This is a genomic window from Dolichospermum sp. UHCC 0315A (genome assembly GCF_008121535.1).
Lineage (GTDB): Bacteria > Cyanobacteriota > Cyanobacteriia > Cyanobacteriales > Nostocaceae > Dolichospermum > Dolichospermum lemmermannii.
The window spans coordinates 1648436-1666154 of record NZ_CP043056.1; the positions used below are offsets into that span (position 1 = coordinate 1648436).

Consider the following 17719-nt stretch of genomic DNA (forward strand, 5'->3'; position numbering starts at 1 on the left):
AAATGTTGATCTTATTTTAGTCTTGGATAAACTATTCATATTTTACCCTTGATAATTCATATTTTACAAGAACCTGCAACACCTAGCCAAATCAACGAGATGCTTCAAGCTAATCGTTTCTATATTAAAACAGCCGTAGATATACGCCATCAAATTTCGGCAGTGCGATCGCCTATCCTGTAGGGTGTGTTAATGAAATGTAACGCACCTAATTACTGGTTTGAATGCAGTTCCAAATTTTCAGGTTTTAAAAAGTATTTATCAAATGATGATGAAATTTAACGAATCAAATTAATTGTCATTCCCAAAGATAAACTACTCCATACTTTATCTGCTGTTAACACAGGCAAATTCAAGCGTTTACCTAAAGCAAGACAAGCACGATCTCCTAATGATAATCCTGCACTTTTGGTTAAACCTCGAAGTTTAGCTATAGTTATAGCATCTTCCTCATTGCAAGCAATAATTTCTAGACTATTTTCTAATAATCCTTCATCTCTCAATCGTTTAATAATTTCCTCTGGAGATTATCCTAAATCAACAATTTTTGATAATACCTCTACCCAATTAATTATACTGATATAACACCCATTAATCAACGTATTTTCCACAATTTCTGCTCCTGGTTCATCTCTAAGATAAGCTAAAAAAGCAGAAGCATCTAACACAGATTTATTCACTTAAATACTCCTGTTTGCGTTCTTGAATAAGTTCATCTACCAAATTTCTATCAGGTGATTTATCTTTTAATAAACCTCTTAATTTTTTAACTTGGTTTTTGAGACTAACTAATTGTAATGTACCATTATCTTCAAGAGTTAAAATTAATCTATCTCCAGATTCTAAATTAAGAATTTGTTGGATTTCTTGCGGTAAAGTTAAACGTCCTTCCGGTTCAATATCAAGCGTGTATTGTTGAGAAATTGATGAATTAGCAACTGTCATAACTTTAGATTTCCTTTTTTCTAGCTATTTACATTTTAGCAAAACTCCAACCTAACTCCTTATCAAAACACTCAAGCCCGAATCACAGTAATTCTGCGTTGATTTTCCGTCACCACAACCTCAGTTGATAAACGTTCTTCCATTGGTAGGGCATTTTTCCGCCTATCAAACACAAATAACCAACCAAAATCCAACCCCAACCGCCCTAAATAAGATTCTAATTGTTCAATCCCATCAGTTTGGGGGTCACGCTTTTTATCCCGCCATACCTTTAACTCAATACCTAGCGTGACATCTTTATAACGCAGACATAGATCCATTCTGTCACTACCAATGGCATATTCCCGTTCTAGGATTCCACCACCATTAATAACACGATGCAAAAAAGCCATTAATACAATATGCGGCGCAATTTCATGATAGCCAGTGCTACCTAATAACGGTTCTCCGTGCTGTCGCCAAAACTTGAGAAATGCTGCAAGTAACGCATCTATATTTAATTCACCTTCTGGGGTTAACCAAGTCGGTGCAATCCTTGGTAGAGAAGCCATTGGTGTCACTGTTAATACTCTGGGTAAAACTTCCCGATAAATGGGATTAGCAATAGTTAATCCTCCTTGGGGGTGCATTTTACACAAACCCAAATCAATTACAAATTGAATATCATCGTTGGGTATATCCCCCAATTCTAAACCTGCTAACATCGGTTCAATAATTGCTTTTATTCTTGGTTCTCGTAACCGTTCAGCTAAACTATCTAAATGAGTATCTTGACGAGCAATTAATATTTCCTTTGCTTGTAAAATATCTTCTTTTGTAATAGTAATATTTCTATCTTTAACCATTTTTTCTACAATTTCTTTAGCTAAAGCATTCACTAACCAAGGTTGTCCTTGGGTTAAATCAAAGGCTGTTGCTGTTGCTTCTGGTGTGAAAATTTGTCCTGTTGCTACTGTATGTTGTTGATATAGTTCTCCCACTTCTTCAATATTAAAATTTCGCATAGTAATAGAACTAACTTTAATATTAAAAGGACTGGATGTATTTAATCTGTCACTACCACCTGATGCTACTTTATAATCTCGCACATCCCGTAAACCTATTAATCCTACGGATGAGGGAAAATTTTCGGGACGATTGGGAAAACCATCTCTTAATTGTCGTAAAACTGAAATTAATGTTTGATCTTGCAAAGAATCAATTTCATCAATCAATATTACCAAAGGTCGGGTTAAAGATTTTGCCCAACCTTGTAAAAAAGCCTTAATTCTATTTCCTGGTTCTTCCTGTTGCCATTGTTTCACAGGTGGTTGTAATTCTTTGGGTAAGCGGATAGAAATTGTATCATACCAAGTTCCCAAAATCGCTAATTCTGCCGCACCGGGGTCATGATTAAATGCACTTCCTACCTCTACTGATACCATGACTGCGGTATAATTTCCGGTGGCGGTAAGTTGCTGTGCTAGGGATAACATTGCGGTTGTTTTCCCTGTTTGTCGTGGTGCATGAAGGACAAAATAACTTTCTTGTTCAATCAGTAACGATAAATCAGGGAGACGAATTGTAGCTGAGATGGTATAGTTTTTTTCGGGGTTACATGGACCTGCAATATTAAACCAGCGAGACATCATGATTTTGGCAGTTGGTGAACTCTTTAAGTTTAGACGATTTTGGGGTTAAGGATGGCAGGGAAGTCAGAATCAAACGCAGATAAACGCAGATGAACACAGATAATTTTGTGCATCATTTAGATTAGGAAATGCTATATCCCTTCAATTTAAATCATGACCTGTTGGTGGTGATAGATCCATTACTTCGGTAAACCGGGAATATTTCACCTCACTGGTTGGGGGAAACTGTGCGGAAATACCCATTAAGCCGACTTTGATATCCTCAAAGAAAATCACACCACCTATTCGTCCGCTGGCTTGGAATGGGCCATGGAAAAATTGATGTCGGGGAATATGGATAAGGAGAGAGTTGGTAATTTTGACGTTTTGACCAAATAGTTGTTGACAGGTTGTTTTGACAACTGCATCTATATATTGATTCTGGACACGTTGACCCAAGTTGATGAATTCGGGATGATCTGCAAAATGATCCATGTAATATGTCCAGATGTTAGACAAGTCTTTGTCTTCAGTGAGGATTTGCTTGAGTTCCTGCCATCGTTTGAAATTCATAATGGGTAAGAAGATTAAAAGAGGATGGGTGCATTAGATTATTCTTTGCGTACTAAAAATTTACCACAGTTATGTGATAGCGAAGCACGACCTAGGAATTGCTTCCAGTGCGCTGAAGGCATCGCTAATCTAGAGTTAGGGAAAAATTAGGTAATATTTGAAAACACCAAATAACTGTTAGTAGATAAAAATAAATAGACTTATGATATGGCTGGGGTGGTTTTATTGCCTAATTTAAGGAAAAACCAGGGAATAATCAGGCCTATTCTGAAAAATCCTGACTATATCAGCAATTCCCCAATTTATTTCCATATAACTGCTGTGCGGCCATTGTCCACCTAATAAAGCGTAGATTTCTACCGGTTTACTAGAAATTGTAATGCCGATTTCATAAGATTTACCTGTGAAGGCAGCAAAGCGCCGACAAGCCTCATCATAAAAGTGACTCCGGCGATAATTTTTATTAGTTAAATCAATGGCAAATAAGCCATAAAAGTAGCGGGGAATACTTTGGATTGTTTCGACAATTTGACCTAAGTTTCTCGCTAAAATTGCATTTCTCGGAACTTCTGTTCCCCAAGCTGTATCCAACGCCCAAGAGGCAGAACTGAGGTGAGAACCGCCACAAATTCCACAAATTCGGGGAGTGACAATTAAGCCGGCTTGGGGATCTTTTCCGCGTAAAATTATTTCAAAGCCGCGAAAAAGTTCAGCGTGAGTCCAGGCGTTTGTGACATATCCATTTTCGATTTCGACACGCACATCTAAATCACCCTCGACTCTACCAACGGGTGAAATATCTAATGTTTGAATTGGCATATTTGTCCTTTATTAGTTATTAGTTACACGACCTCTCCCCTAACCCCTCTCCTACAAGGAGAGGGGAATAATTGACTCCCCCTTCCAGCTAACAAAAGTTTTTCCGCTTCCCTCCCCTTGTAGGGGAGGGTCAGGGAGGGGTAGGGAAGGGGGTTGGGGGGTTAGGTCTTTTTTCATGACTAAACAGTAAAAAAGTCTTCCTCTGTCCATTTTGGGGCTGTGTTTTTGGCAACAACGGTGAGGACGGCGTAATCTTTGTGGTTGACTCCGGGGGGTATTTCTTTGGGAACTCCCATGACGGTTTGGGTTTTAAAGACTGTTCCAGGTTTGAGGTCGAAAAAGGGAAATTCGGGTTCTGTGCAGCCTAAACAGGGCATTCCGGCGCGGGTTTTGGAGGAGACGCGATTCCAGAGAATGCGGTTACAGGAGGCATGAGTCATGGGACCACGACAACCTAAGTCGTAAAATAGACAACCTTTGCGTTGTCCAAATTCGGTGGTTGTGGCTTTGTATGCAAAGTGAATGTTGCGGGTACAACCGGTTTCGGCGTAGGTGTTGAAGAAGGTTTGGGGACGGTGCAGTTCATCAAGAACTATATCATCAATTCGTCCAGTGGCGATCGCTACTAATATCTGCGTTATCCAGTCGGGGTGTGCGGGACAACCAGGAATATTAATTATCGGTAAGCCGGCTTGACTGACAAAATCTTTACCTAAAAAACCGCCTTCTTCCCGTTTGAGAAATTGCAGTCCTTTGGAGTCGCTGGGGTTGGGTGACATAGCGGGAATTCCTCCCCAACTTGCACAGTCTCCCACAGCCACAATAAATTTCGCAACTTTGGCTAAATCGTTTAACCAATCTTTCATGGGACGGTCGGCAAACCGGTTCCATTCTCCTGTACCATTAGGGGCGTTAACTACGCTACCTTCAAATACCAAAATATCTACGGGAATTTTACCATAAATACAGTCCCATAAAAGGGTTTTGACGTTTTCACCTAATTCTACACCCAAGGAAGGATGCCAAAGTATTTTCATCCCGAAATCAGCAATTAAATCACAAGCTGTTGGTTCTTCGGCATTCAGAAACGACATGGTGTCACCCGAACAAGCACCACCTTGGAGCCAGAGTACATTAGTCATTAGCTATGTCTTTTTATATATGTTGACAATGCACAATTAAAGAAGTTCTTTAGGGGTATAATTTCCCTTTTGAGAGGATTTACTTGTAGAGAATGACCTATTGATCAATATTTATTATTTTAAATCAAGGTGTTATTTAAAGCAATTAATTTTTTGGAAATAAAAATTAAGAATTAGCATAATTGGATGTTATGGTCAGAAAAGTAGTGAGGGCAAAATCATAGATATCGAAATTAATCAACGGTATCTGATAGTATTTCCCCAACTTTTAAAGTTTTTCCTGCTACTGTTACTTGATCATCATCTACTAATTTTCGTCCTCTGCGCGTTTCCACTACACCATTAACTTTAACCTCACCATCAACAATCATCCATTTAGCTTGACCTCCGGTAGAGGTGATACCGGAAAACTTTAAAAACTGGTCGAGTTTAATCATTTGCTTTTACCCACTACTTAAAAAGTATTATTTATAGCAATATATCAGAATTTAGGATTTTGGCAACAATTTAAATTCTTGCAAAGCCGGTAAGAAGTTTTTATTTTCATGGCTAGGACGACTCAGTTTAATCAAGGCAAAACGCTGTAAACTAGTTAAGCTTGCCCAGTCCTCAGTTGTGATGATCACACCTATTTCCTGGGCTTTTGCGTGAATACTGCTGGGAATAGCGGTATTATCCATCCATGCTGGATGAGTTTCAATGGGTAATTCGGCTACTGGTTTACCAGTGAGTTGCAATACCAACTCTTGAATATAATGTCTGTAATCATGAATTTGACCATCTGTATCGCAAGGTAATATCGCTAAATTTTGACGTGATTCTTGATTCATCTGATTCCATTCTGCTAATTTTAGCTTAATACCGCAAGTGTCTAATTTATAGCGCACTTGCATAGGAATACAACGCCAAGAATCAACAAAATCTGCTTCAAATTCAAAAAAATATGTCATAAAATTGATGATAATGATAGTTATAAATTATAGATTTATATAATTATTGTAAACAATTTATGAGAAACTACAGTTAATTTTTATTAAATAGAATCCAAACATTATGAATATTGATTTAAAGCGTGATGTTACTACTATTGTTTTAGCAGGTGGTAAAAGCACTCGCATGGGTAGAGATAAGGCTTTAATTCCCATGGTCGGTGTCCCCATGTTGCAATTAATTTGTACTATTGCTGAAGCTTGCACTGATAAAGTTTATATAGTAACTCCCTGGCCAGAACGTTATCAAGAATTGCTAACACCTAAAAGTCAATTTATTCCAGAAGTTCCTTTACCTGGGGAAACTGGAAATGAACCCCGCACTCATGGACCACTTGTAGGTTTTATACAAGGTTTAGCAGCAGTAAAAACAAATTGGGTTCTATTATTAGCTTGTGATTTACCAAATTTGCGGCTAGAAATATTACAAGATTGGATATCTAAATTAGATACAATTCCCGAAAATAAAATGGCGGCTTTAGTCAAAAATAATCAAATCTGGCAACCTCTATGTGGTTTTTATCGCCGTCGTTGTTTACCGGAATTAAATCAGTATGTTGAAGAAGGTGGACGTTCTTTTCAGCAGTGGTTAAAGTCTTATTCCGTAGAAGTATTACCTTTGGAAGATTCACAAATGTTATTTAATTTTAACAAGAATATCCCCGAATAATAAAACCCAGGTATACAAGTAGACTCTAACAATACTGTAGCCAAAAAATAGGATGAAGAGAGGGCTGATGTAGTAGAGTTATTGACAAGGTATTGATGCTATGTTAGAACTGGTAAGGTATTTTTACTGCATGGCTACAGTATTGTTTTATGTTATATAATTTCCCTGATTATACTCAAGATGGCTGAATCGTTTGCTTCTATAGAGGTAGGAATTTAGCAATGCTAAACCCCTACACATCTGGATTTTTCGTAATCTTGTAAAAGTTCAAATCTCAGCCGTCATGAGGATAAATTCCAGTAAATTGCAGGTAAATGAGGTACAACTTTTAATCACAAAGCCTTGCACTTAAAGGGCTTTACCGCCGATAGCTGCTGTAATTATCAACTTTGCATTCAAAAGGAACATTAAGATCGATGAATTTTAGAGATATCAAAGAAAATATTGGTTATTTTATTTTCTCTTCTGTCAAGAACTTCAGGGCATTTTTCGGTCGAGTTAACTGGGAAGGTCTTTTATCAAATACTAGTGACTTGACTGTTCTATTACCAATTATTGGCTATGGAATTGTGATAATGTCATTCATAGATTTTATCTATGTGATTGTCCCACCTCAACTCCAAAACCCTGAATGGGAACTCAACGCCATTAGTCTCCTCACTCAGCATAGTTGGGTTTTTTTGATTGGCTTAGGGTTTATTTTTACTCTTTACTTTCGTGACAATCGAGGTGATATCCGCTTCCTAGAAATTGTTTTTTTGAGATTTATCCGCTGGGTGATTCTGCTCATGGGAATCGCCTTTTTTGCCTTAATTCCCCTGACTTTATTAAATACGCAACGAGTCCTAAAGGTGGCCAATGATCAAATCACCGAACAGAGAAATAACCGTGTTGAACAAATAACCCAAATCGAAAAGCGTCTTGCTTCAGGGGTTAGCGCAGAACAAATCAAGCTGTTCGCTAAAAATATCAACATGAGTCCAGATGACTTAAATTTACCAACTCCTCAGCTTAAAAATACAATTCAAAAAAACTTAGCCAGTGCAAAAAAGACAATCTCCCAAGAAGCAGCCCTAAACCAGCGAGGGCAGTGGAAGAATAGATGGAAAATTAGCTTGAGAACAGTTATTGCTCTACTAATTATTGGTTTTACCTTTGTGATTGTTTGGCTTCAAATAGGACGGGCTTGTATTTAGAATGTTGAAAACGATATTAGCAATGACAGGTAAAATAGAAAAGTTTAGGGAAGTTAATTTTCTGAATTATACTTTCTTCATTCTATTTATTTTTGGGTTAGTAACTTCAACTCACCTAACACTCTATTGGCGAGTTGAACAAAATGCTAACGATTGGTTCTTTCAACTATTGTTATATGCAAGTGTTATATTCCACATTTACGGGAGAAGGAATAACCTTGCTTTCGTCAGCCAGTTTCCTGCTAATTTTGTTGGTTGTTGTTTAATTATTATTCCCTACATCAATGCGAAATTTTCAGTTCAAGAAATCTCTATTTTTTGGTACTGTCTCCCCTTGATTAGTGCTATTGGTTTGGCTTTATTAGCATCAGGATTTGAGGGAATTAAACAATTTAAGCGAGAATTAGCAGTAATTGCTATATTTCCCTTGATTTTCGTCTTTGTCAAATTATTGGGAATGCTGATTCGGATTACGGTAATCTCCGCCAAACTTACTTCTTATCTTTTATGGTACTTGGGCTTTAATTCCGCTACTGAAGGTGCTCTTGTTTCTGTTAATAATGGGGTAATTGATATTTTATCAGAATGCACGGCGATACCACTTTTAATCATGCTATTAAAATTTTCTTTCGTGCTGGCCATTCTTTTTCCCTCTCATCTGAAAAATATTTATTTGCCTTTTACTCTTTCAGTGCTTATTAGTGTTATTTTGTCCGTGATCCGATTGGTTGTTATAGCACTAGTGGTGAAAGATAAACCTGCATTTAGTTATTGGCATGGTTCTCAAGGTGGTGATATTTTTGCTTTACTTTCGTTCCTATCCTTTGGGGCAGTGATTCTTTTCCTATCACCCAGTCAAATTCCATCGTCACTGACAAAAGCCCCCCCTCAAAAGTCTCAGCCAGAAAAGTCTCAGCCAGTATCCTGGTTAATTGTACTAACAGGTATCGGTTTGATCATCATTTTATTTAATTTTTGTATCCATCCCAACGCGGGCTTGAGTCAAACCGCCGTCTATCGTTTTCCGTCACAAATTCCTCTCCCTGGTTGGCAATTCACGGCTAGTGAACCTCTATCTTTATCGTCAAAGCAACTAGCCCAGGAGAATAATCGTCCTCTACTAAACACAGATATCGAAACCGATAAGACGAAGGATATCTTGTTAGGACAAATTTATCATTACCAAAAAGCCGGTCAGGGCTTAACTGTTAACTTTTACTATGTCCCTTCTAGCTTAGGTGATGTCAAAGAATACTATCAGCAATTTAGTTATCTACCTAATTTACCTAAGCTGATAAAGCCCGTTCAAAAAGTGAACCTCAACGGTGATCATTTAGAGTTTTTTGATCAACAAAACCGCTATTTGACGGCCTGCATTAATTCCCTGGGAAAAAGTACAGTGACCGTATCTCAATTCGCTGCCCATTTTTATCGTCCTTACCTAAATCCCTCTCAATGGTTGAATCTATTGAACGGTAAACAAACTCTCCGTGACCGTCGCTGTATCTGGGGGCAACTTTCGTTAACTAAGGCTGATACTAGTGATGTTGAATTAGAAACTGCTTGGCAGGCTTTATTATCTTATTGGCAGAGTAATTTTCCTAAGTTGAAACTCTAGTAATTAGACATCTCCAAAAATTAAATATGCGTGACCTGTAGAGACGTTCCATGGAACGTCTCTACAATCTTTAGGGGAGATGTCTATTACCCATATACAGCACTTCCCGGTGTTATGAGGTACATATCTAGCGGGCAAGATGCCCGCACTACAAGAGTTTCATGATTCAACTTTGTACCTCATAAGAGCGGAAACCGCTGTATAACAATATGTAAAGTTACCTTGATGCCTTATTTTGGTTGATTTTTAGCCATATTACCTCAGAGGATGTTTGAAAAGTGGTATTCCGTAATTTTCATCACATTGCTACCCCCCTTTCCCCTTGTAAAGGGGGGAAACAATAAAAATCCAGTTCCCTCCCCTTTACAAGGGGAGGGTTAGGGTGGGGTAAAAAATATTTGATACATCAACCATAACTTTTCAAACACCCTCTCAGTAAAAAATATTTTGATGGTTTTTACTGAGGTAATAATGTTACGATATAGTCATGTTACTTTTAGAGTTTTCTCTTAGAGTTTTCTCTGTTCTCTATTCGCGGCATATACTGGGAATGTCACTCTGGGAGATGTGGCTGCTGTGCCTTGGGAAACCGACGCTCTTCCTGTGGTGGGTAGTACGGTGCTTTTTGGTGCGGGTATGTGGGCTAAACGCAAATTTGCTCAAAAAAAGATCGGGATTGAAAACGCTTAAATTGTTTTATTGTTGATAAATAGTCAGAACCCACTTAGAGGTTGTTTGAAAAGTATCAGATGAAACCCATAATTTCCAAAAACCTAACCCCCCTGCCCCCCTTCCCTGCAAGGGAATGGGGGTTTTAAAGCCTCTCCCCGCGTCGGGGAGAGGTTTGGAGAGGGGTCAATTTATACATTCAAAACTTTTCAAACATCCTCTTAATGAGTGGGTTTTTTATTCTGGTTTTAATTTTATGTCAATTTTGATAACTGCTAGATAAATCACGAATTTGAGGATAGAAAGGCAACTCCTTTTATTGGTAAATTCACTCTAGATTTTTATAATCCAATTGTTTTATATTGGATGGGGGGTTGTGTCTAGAACGAAATAACCCCACCCCCAACCCCTCCCCGCAAGCGAGGAGGGGGGCATGATGTGTTTTATTTAAGTGCATACGACTGTAAGAAATTGGGGAATCTGTATCAACTCGAAAACTGCGTAAATCGGCTTAGTTAATAACCCTAATATATGGGTGATCATAACTCCATTCCCCAGGCAAATTTATGACTTCTAGTATTACAGATTCATTTGTGAAAGCTGCTATTGCGTCCATATCTTCAGAGTCAGCAACAACAGCCGAGAAAATCCAAATGCTGATAGAAATAGCACAAGGTTTTCAGAAAAAGCCGAAAACAGCCCAAGATTTACACAATACAATTGGGCTATTTGACAGCGCTTATCAAATGTGTGGGGATGACTATGTTTTACTGAAAGCACGGGCTAAGGTGGGCATGGCAGGGTCATTACAGATGATTCCTGATGGGGGTTCTCAATTTTTGCAACAAGCACGGGCAGATTATCAGGAAGCTTTGCCGATTTTACAACAATTGGCAACGGCGGAGGAAGTAGCCGCAGTGCAGATGAATTTGGGGTTAGTTTTCCAATCTTTAGTTCCCTATAATTTAGCCCAGATAACTGAGAGTATTCATGCTTATCATGAGGCTTTGCGGGTGTTTACTTGGGAAGATTACCCCCAGGAATATGCGATTTTACATAATAACATAGCGATCGCTTATCTTTCCATGCCCATGTCGTCGGCACAGGAATCTTTGCGTCAAGGTTTAGCGGTTCAGTCTTTTGAAATTGCCCTCAAGCATATTAACTTAATTGACCATCCTAGAGAATATGCAATGTTGCAAAATAATTTAGGAAATGCTTTACAATATTTAGTAAGTTCTCATCCTATCGAAAATAATTTACGGGCTGTTTTAGCTTACAATGAAGCTTTAAAAGTGCGTAATTTGCAAGATACACCGTTAGAATATGCGAATACAATTTCTAACAAAGCTAACCTTCTCTTCAACTTACCTGACGACCCCGAAAAACCAGAATTAGGGAATCCCCAAAATCTCTTAAAAGCAGAAGAATACTATCAAGAAGCTTGGCGAATATTTACAGAACATCAGCAATTAGAACAAGCGGAAATAGTAGCCAAAGCCCTCCAAGATTTAACTGCGGAAATTCAAGCATTCTCATTAAATTAAACCCTAAATAGGAGAATATCTATGTTTGAATTAGTAAATGATCCAGTATTTCTCAAATTTCTGCATAGTTTAAATACAGAATTAGATCTCACTACAGGATTTACTTGGTTAATCATTGCTGTGATTTTATCAATGATTGGTGGTGCAATTGGCGGAATTATCCTTGCGGGTAAAGATATCGGATACCAATTTGCAGCCATAATTGGTAGTTTATTTGCACCAGCAGGGGTAATTCCTGCGGTAATTTTAGGGTTATTTGTCCTGAATTTATTAGCCAATCATTAGGAGCATATATGTTAGCATTAACTTGGTTTTCTATTCAGTTATTTTTCAAGGGTAAACTATTCCGTGACCCTATATATTTTCTGCGTCAAACTATTATTGCTAGTGGTATTGGTACGGTCATATTAGTATTATTAGCACAAGCATCAATTCCCCTTTGTATTCCTATTAGTGTGGCTAGTTTAACTACAGGTGCAATTATGCCTTTTTTGTTGCAAGATTTTAGAATGAAATGATTTAAAGTAGGTTGGGTTGACCCCAGGAAACCCAACATAATCATAATGTAAATTCACATTTGGGTTTTCCGATAAACAAGTAGGTTGGGTTGACCCCAGGAAACCCAACATGATCATAACATAAATTCACATTTGGGTTTTCCAATAAACAAGTAGGTTACAACATTTTCAGGACTTTGTTGGGTTTCGCTGTCGCTTAACCCAACCTACAAATATATTACGATTATATGCTATTATGAAAAGAAGATTAATAAATAATTTCCAGGGATTATGTCTGATTTCAATAACTATATCCAAGACTTACAAGAAAATATTAAACGTGGTGGAGAACGCAGTCATTACCCTAGCCTAAAACATCTAATTGAGGGTTTAATGATTGGTGTTAATGCCAGAATTGAAGAGAAAGGTAATCAAGCAGGAATCCCTGATTTAACTATCAGAAAAAATGATCGGATTTTGGGATATATAGAAGCTAAAGATATTCATATTGATTTAGGTAAAATCCAAAAAACTGCACAAATAAAACGTTATTTGGAATCCAATATTGGTTACAACTTGATTTTAACTAATTATCTAGAATTTCATTGGTATGTAGACGGAGAATGTGAAAAAACTGCTAAATTAGCTGATTTAGAACAAGGTGAAATTATCCTGGTTAATGATTTACGACCTATTACAGAATTACTCCAGTCATTTCTGAATCAAAAAGCCAGAGATATTAATAACTATTATGATTTGGCTAAGGAAATGGCAGCTTATACTAAAACCATTAGAAACGCTATTCAATCATCTTTAGAAATAGAAACAACTACAGAAGAATTAAATCAATTAAAATCAACATTTAAAAAATTACTACTTTTAGATATAGATAATGATAAATTTGCAGATATGTACTCCCAAACTATTGCTTATGGGTTATTTACTGCGAAAATTGGTCATGCACAAAACCCTGGACAATTTGCATTTAATCGCACTACAGCCAGTATTTATATTAGTGATAGAATCCCTTTTTTAAAAGGTTTATTTGATTTGGTTTTAGGAACTGATAGCGTTAGTAAAATTCACAAATCAATCGAAAATTTAATAGACTTATTTAACACAATAGACATGACCAATATTTTAGAAAACTTTGGTCAGGAAACCCGCACAGAAGACCCAGTTATTCACTTTTATGAAACATTTTTAGCTGCTTATGAATCTTCATTAAGGAAAAGTCGTGGAGTTTATTATACTCCTGAACCTGTAGTTAATTTTATTGTTCGTGCTGTTGATGATATTTTAGATCAAGTCTTTGATTTAGAATATGGTTTAGGAAATCGCAAAGTTACAATTCTTGACCCCGCAACTGGAACAGGAACATTTTTATATGCAGTTATTAAACAAATTCGTGATAATGTTGCTAAGTTTGATATCCGTCAATGGAATAATTTTTTAAGAGGTGCAAGACTTTTAAACCGTCTATTTGGATTTGAATTATTAATGACTCCCTATACTATAGCGCATCTAAAGTTAGGTTTATTATTAGGAGATTTAGGTTATAAATTTGTACCAGAAGAAAGATTAAAAGTTTATTTAACCAATGCGTTAGAAGCAGGAATAAAGGAAGGTGATTTAATTCCTGGTATTACTCAAATAATAGCGGAAGAATCCAGTCAAGCAGGAAAAGTAAAGACGGAAATTCCCGTAATGGTGGTATTAGGAAATCCTCCTTATTCTGTCAGTTCTCAAAATGCTAGTAAACGCAAAAGAGTTTTAAATCAAGATGAAAGATATTTAGCAGATGTTGAATATACTGGTTCAGCTTGGAATCGGATTTACAAAACAGGAAAAGCGGGTAAAACCATTACGGAATTAACCCATATTGGGGAACTTTTAGAATTATATAAAGGTAGAGTCAGATTAGAAAAAGAAAAGAATATTCAACCTTTAGATGATGATTATATTAAATTTATTCGTTTTGCTCAATATCAAATTCAAAAAACACCTAAAGGTTATGGTATTATTGGTTTTATTACTAATCATTCCTATCTCAATGGTTTAATTCATCGAGGTATGAGGGAAGAACTATTAAGGTATTTTGATACTTTATATATCATGGATTTACATGGTAATTCTTTATTAAAGGAAACCACACCGGAGGGAAATGTTGATCAAAATGTTTTTGATATTCAACAAGGTGTAGCGATTTTAATTGCTGTGCGCGAAAAAAGCGAACCTGATTATTTTTCTACGGCTTATAAATCCAGAGATGGAATTAAGGAAATGGCTAAGGTGTTATATTATGATCTGTGGGGAAGTCGTGAGGATAAATATAAGTTTTTAGAATCTGCAAGTTTAGATAATGTTAATTGGATAGAGTTACAACCAACTGAACCTAATTACTTTTTTGCACCGAAAAATCTTGATTATGAAGATGAATATAAAAAAGAGTTAAGTATTACGGATATATTTCCACTTCATGCTGCTGGTTCACAAACTAGGAGGGATAATGTATGTGTTGATTATGATAAAGAAAACCTCATAAATCGGTTTAGCGATATTGCAATAAATACTAACTTAGAAGAATTAAAGCAGAAGTATAATATCAAAGATACAGAATATTGGAGTTTAGAAAAAGCTAAGTTACATATCCAAGAAAATGAAATTAAATCAAAACTACTGCTATATGCTTATAGACCATTTGATAATCGTTGGGTTTATTATAATCCCAATATTATTGAAAGAGGAGATAGTAGAAAAGAATTAATGGGACATTTATTAAAGGGTAATAACATTGCTTTACTTTCCTGTCGTCAGCAAGTTGAACCAGGTTTTTATCATATATTTTGTTCAGAGATTTTAACAGAACGTTGTATCGTATCCCTGAAAAGTAGAGAGTTAACGTATGTTTTTCCTCTCTACACTTACCCAAATACAGAAAATGAGCAAACTAACCTTTTCATAGAAAAAAATCCTAATTTATCCCCAAAATTCCTAGAAGCTATCAAAGAAAAACTCGGTAAAATACCAACTCCAGAAAAAATATTTTACTATGCTTATGCTATATTTCACAGTCCAACCTATCGTACTAGATACGCTGAATTTCTAAAGATAGATTTTCCGCGTCTTCCCTTAACCAGTAATCAAAAACTCTTTCATGAATTAGCTATCAAAGGAGAAGAATTAGTTAATTTACATTTAATGAAATCTGATAAACTCAATACCTTAATCACAACATACCAAGCAATAGGAGATAATCAAGTTACTGAAGTTACCTATAATTCTGAACTACAAAGAGTTTATATCAATAAACAGAGTTATTTTACCGATATTCCTCCACATATCTGGGAATTTAAAATAGGAGGATATCAAGTATTAGATAAATGGTTAAAAGACCGAAAAAACGCTAATAGAAAATTATCTCTAGAAGAAATTAACCATTATCAAAAGATTGTCATTGCTTTAACAGACACTTTACGATTAATGCAAGAAATTGATAAAATTATTCCAGGTTTTCCCATAGAGTAAAAAAATGTTATAATTAATATGTATTGTCTTGTAAAACCCAAGCAGTAAAATTACTATAGTCCTTCTATTTGAGGTAAAACTTATGTTACAGCTACAAATTAAATCCGATTCTCCTGACGTTGAAATCGTACAAAACCTGATTCAGTCAGCCATTGAATCCGAGATTAAAAACTTAAAACGTTCAATAGAAAAAACCAATAAATTACTCATGGAATTTGAAGCAAAATATCAAGTTTCGTCAGAGTTATTTTTCGCCAATTGGACAGCAGAAAACCTTGCAGGTGGTGACGAAGAATATGTAAGTTGGGCTGGAGAGATAAAAATTAAACAAAAATTAACTAATTCTCTACAAAAGTTAGAAGCAATTGAATATGTTATAAATAATTAATATAATTTAATATCAAAAAAATAGAGAATTATAAGTTATTTTATCAAATAAATAAACATCCTGTAAATCCTTAAATCCTATAAATCCTGATATGGCTACGCCACGCTACGCTATCAGACAAAAATTATTAAGGATTTTGTTGGGTTTCCTTGCGTCAACCCAACCTACGAAATGTTTAACTCATTAAATCTTGAAACATAGCGGTACTTAAATAGCGTTCACCAAAGGAAGGTTGAATCATTACTATTAATTTACCAGCATTTTCTGGACGTTTACCTACTTCAATAGCAGCAGCTAAAGCCGCACCCGAAGATATTCCTGATAATAACCCTTCTTCCCTGGCTAATCTCCGTCCATAGTCCATTGCTGCTGCGTCCTCAACTTGAATTATTTCATCAATTAGATCTTGACGCAAAACATCAGGAATAAATCCCGCACCAATACCTTGAATTTTGTGAGAACCTGCTTTACCACCAGATAGAATCGGACTATTACTAGGTTCAACTGCAATCACTTGAAAACTTGGTTTGCGTTGTTTAATAACTTCGGCAATACCAGTAATTGTGCCGCCCGTTCCTACCCCAGAAATTAAGATATCAACTTCTCCGTCTGTATCTGCCCAAATTTCTTCTGCGGTGGTTTCTCGGTGAATTTTCGGGTTAGCTGGGTTAGCAAATTGTTGTAACATAAAAGCATTGGGAGTATTAGCAACAATTTCCTCCGCTTTGTTAATTGCACCTCGCATTCCTTGAGTACCGGGTGTTAATTCCAAACTGGCACCATAAGCCCGCAACATGGCGCGTCTTTCTTGGCTCATGGTTTCTGGCATGGTTAGAATTAACTTGTAGCCACGGGCGGCTGCTACCATTGCTAAAGCAATACCTGTGTTACCAGATGTTGGTTCGACTAAAATGGTTTTGTCCGGTGAAATTAAACCTTCAGCTTCAGCGGAAAGGATCATACTTACGCCAATTCTGTCTTTTACAGAGGCCGCAGGATTCATACTTTCTAATTTGACAACTATCCTAGCTACCACTCCCTCGGCTTGGGGAATTTTATTCAACTGAATTAATGGAGTTTTGCCAATAAGTTCTGTTACGTCTTTAGCAATTCGCATTTATTAACCTCTAAAATTTATATATTAATCTATTTTGGTTAAGTATTTATCTGATTGAGTTTTGATATCAGCCATAGCCATTTTAGCATAACTTCTATCTAGTCCGCTAAAAATATTAGTAATTAATGAAAATTAGAATACAATTTCTTCCTTAGAATATCTTAATTTTGTTTCTGAGTTATTCAAGATATCTTAGGTCTAGCCTTGTCATGAGATCCTGTGATTTGAGTACAGTTTGTACTTGTGAATCTTCCTTTCAAAATATCTCAAACCAATAGCCCATCTTCGTTTGAGTTTGAGTACAAAATCCCCCGTCCCTTCCCTCAAAAATGCTAGTACCCCACTCAATAAATACTAGCACCCCTACACCAAATATTTTTTTAAATGCTTGCACAGTCAGGATTACAGGCT

General features: G+C 36.4%; 16 protein-coding genes and 2 pseudogenes. 9 read left to right on the forward strand and 9 right to left on the reverse strand.

Annotated features, from left to right (window positions below):
- The first annotated feature begins 48 nt into the window (after positions 1-48).
- Complete coding sequence (locus BMF77_RS28585; protein ID WP_256370339.1) at positions 49-183, forward strand: hypothetical protein; 135 nt, start codon at positions 49-51, stop codon at positions 181-183.
- A 95-nt stretch (positions 184-278) separates the two neighbouring features.
- On the opposite strand, the pseudogene BMF77_RS28925 reads toward BMF77_RS28585, so the two are convergent.
- From BMF77_RS28925 to BMF77_RS07845, 8 genes and pseudogenes are all read right to left on the reverse strand, one after another.
- Positions 279-680, reverse strand: a pseudogene (locus tag BMF77_RS28925) (PIN domain-containing protein).
- Positions 673-945, reverse strand: a complete 273-nt coding sequence (locus tag BMF77_RS07815) for an AbrB/MazE/SpoVT family DNA-binding domain-containing protein (RefSeq protein WP_148761908.1) — start codon at positions 943-945, stop codon at positions 673-675. The pseudogene BMF77_RS28925 and the gene BMF77_RS07815 overlap by 8 nt, the downstream one beginning before the upstream one ends.
- 71 nt (positions 946-1016) lie before the next feature.
- Positions 1017-2573 (reverse strand): AAA-like domain-containing protein, encoded by a 1557-nt coding sequence (locus tag BMF77_RS07820; RefSeq protein WP_148766854.1) that lies wholly within the window; start codon positions 2571-2573, stop codon positions 1017-1019.
- 144 nt (positions 2574-2717) lie between these two features.
- Positions 2718-3128, reverse strand: coding sequence for a hypothetical protein (locus BMF77_RS07825; protein ID WP_148761910.1), 411 nt, complete (start codon positions 3126-3128; stop codon positions 2718-2720).
- Positions 3129-3437: 309 nt separating this feature from the next.
- Positions 3438-3947 (reverse strand): annotated as a pseudogene (locus BMF77_RS07830) (nickel-dependent hydrogenase large subunit); the annotation flags it as partial.
- Between the two features lie 179 nt (positions 3948-4126).
- Complete coding sequence (locus BMF77_RS07835) at positions 4127-5089, reverse strand: hydrogenase small subunit (protein ID WP_148761914.1); 963 nt, start codon at positions 5087-5089, stop codon at positions 4127-4129.
- A gap of 233 nt (positions 5090-5322) precedes the next feature.
- Positions 5323-5526: an RNA-binding S4 domain-containing protein gene (locus BMF77_RS07840; RefSeq protein WP_148761916.1), complete on the reverse strand. Its 204-nt coding sequence runs from the start codon at positions 5524-5526 to the stop codon at positions 5323-5325.
- Positions 5527-5577: 51 nt separating this feature from the next.
- On the reverse strand, positions 5578-6039 hold the full coding sequence (locus BMF77_RS07845) for a nitrate reductase associated protein (RefSeq protein ID WP_148761918.1): 462 nt from the start codon (positions 6037-6039) through the stop codon (positions 5578-5580).
- 103 nt (positions 6040-6142) lie between these two features.
- Between BMF77_RS07845 and BMF77_RS07850 the strand changes: the two genes are divergently transcribed.
- The 8 genes from BMF77_RS07850 (at position 6143) to BMF77_RS07885 (ending at position 16191) form a co-directional block, all read left to right on the forward strand.
- On the forward strand, positions 6143-6748 hold the full coding sequence (locus tag BMF77_RS07850) for a molybdenum cofactor guanylyltransferase (RefSeq protein WP_148761920.1): 606 nt from the start codon (positions 6143-6145) through the stop codon (positions 6746-6748).
- 416 nt (positions 6749-7164) lie between these two features.
- The gene (locus tag BMF77_RS07855; protein WP_148761922.1) at positions 7165-7944 is read left to right on the forward strand and encodes an HpsJ family protein; all 780 of its coding nucleotides are present in this window, start codon (positions 7165-7167) and stop codon (positions 7942-7944) included.
- A 22-nt stretch (positions 7945-7966) separates the two neighbouring features.
- A complete protein-coding gene (locus tag BMF77_RS07860) occupies positions 7967-9562 on the forward strand; it encodes a cyanoexosortase A system-associated protein (RefSeq protein WP_210422313.1) in 1596 nt (531 codons plus the stop codon).
- Positions 9563-10797: 1235 nt separating this feature from the next.
- Positions 10798-11778 carry a hypothetical protein gene (locus tag BMF77_RS07865; RefSeq protein WP_148761926.1) on the forward strand — a complete coding sequence of 327 codons (981 nt, stop codon included), beginning with the start codon at positions 10798-10800 and terminating at the stop codon, positions 11776-11778.
- 21 nt (positions 11779-11799) lie between these two features.
- A complete protein-coding gene (locus tag BMF77_RS07870; RefSeq protein WP_148761928.1) occupies positions 11800-12063 on the forward strand; it encodes a hypothetical protein in 264 nt (87 codons plus the stop codon).
- An 8-nt stretch (positions 12064-12071) separates the two neighbouring features.
- Positions 12072-12296: a hypothetical protein gene (locus tag BMF77_RS07875; protein ID WP_148761930.1), complete on the forward strand. Its 225-nt coding sequence runs from the start codon at positions 12072-12074 to the stop codon at positions 12294-12296.
- Between the two features lie 270 nt (positions 12297-12566).
- Positions 12567-15803 carry a type ISP restriction/modification enzyme gene (locus tag BMF77_RS07880; protein WP_148761932.1) on the forward strand — a complete coding sequence of 1079 codons (3237 nt, stop codon included), beginning with the start codon at positions 12567-12569 and terminating at the stop codon, positions 15801-15803.
- Positions 15804-15885: 82 nt separating this feature from the next.
- Complete coding sequence (locus BMF77_RS07885) at positions 15886-16191, forward strand: hypothetical protein (RefSeq protein ID WP_148761934.1); 306 nt, start codon at positions 15886-15888, stop codon at positions 16189-16191.
- A gap of 175 nt (positions 16192-16366) precedes the next feature.
- Here BMF77_RS07885 and cysK read toward each other — a convergent pair whose 3' ends face one another.
- Positions 16367-17308 (reverse strand): cysteine synthase A, encoded by a 942-nt coding sequence (gene cysK / locus BMF77_RS07890; RefSeq protein ID WP_148761936.1) that lies wholly within the window; start codon positions 17306-17308, stop codon positions 16367-16369.
- Between the last annotated feature and the right edge of the window lie 411 nt (positions 17309-17719).

Bases quoted from the DNA above. Each gene is read 5' to 3' on its own strand.
- BMF77_RS07825 (WP_148761910.1), bottom strand. From the start codon at position 3,128: ATGAATTTCAAACGATGGCAGGAACTCAAGCAAATCCTCACTGAAGAC.
- BMF77_RS07845 (WP_148761918.1), bottom strand. From the start codon at position 6,039: ATGACATATTTTTTTGAATTTGAAGCAGATTTTGTTGATTCTTGGCGT.
- BMF77_RS07875 (WP_148761930.1), top strand. From the start codon at position 12,072: ATGTTAGCATTAACTTGGTTTTCTATTCAGTTATTTTTCAAGGGTAAA.
- BMF77_RS07880 (WP_148761932.1), top strand. From the start codon at position 12,567: ATGTCTGATTTCAATAACTATATCCAAGACTTACAAGAAAATATTAAA.
- BMF77_RS07865 (WP_148761926.1), top strand. From the start codon at position 10,798: ATGACTTCTAGTATTACAGATTCATTTGTGAAAGCTGCTATTGCGTCC.
- BMF77_RS07820 (WP_148766854.1), bottom strand. From the start codon at position 2,573: ATGTCTCGCTGGTTTAATATTGCAGGTCCATGTAACCCCGAAAAAAAC.
- cysK (WP_148761936.1), bottom strand. From the start codon at position 17,308: ATGCGAATTGCTAAAGACGTAACAGAACTTATTGGCAAAACTCCATTA.
- BMF77_RS07840 (WP_148761916.1), bottom strand. From the start codon at position 5,526: ATGATTAAACTCGACCAGTTTTTAAAGTTTTCCGGTATCACCTCTACC.
- BMF77_RS07855 (WP_148761922.1), top strand. From the start codon at position 7,165: ATGAATTTTAGAGATATCAAAGAAAATATTGGTTATTTTATTTTCTCT.
- BMF77_RS07885 (WP_148761934.1), top strand. From the start codon at position 15,886: ATGTTACAGCTACAAATTAAATCCGATTCTCCTGACGTTGAAATCGTA.
- BMF77_RS07870 (WP_148761928.1), top strand. From the start codon at position 11,800: ATGTTTGAATTAGTAAATGATCCAGTATTTCTCAAATTTCTGCATAGT.
- BMF77_RS07850 (WP_148761920.1), top strand. From the start codon at position 6,143: ATGAATATTGATTTAAAGCGTGATGTTACTACTATTGTTTTAGCAGGT.
- BMF77_RS07815 (WP_148761908.1), bottom strand. From the start codon at position 945: ATGACAGTTGCTAATTCATCAATTTCTCAACAATACACGCTTGATATT.
- BMF77_RS07835 (WP_148761914.1), bottom strand. From the start codon at position 5,089: ATGACTAATGTACTCTGGCTCCAAGGTGGTGCTTGTTCGGGTGACACC.
- BMF77_RS07860 (WP_210422313.1), top strand. From the start codon at position 7,967: ATGACAGGTAAAATAGAAAAGTTTAGGGAAGTTAATTTTCTGAATTAT.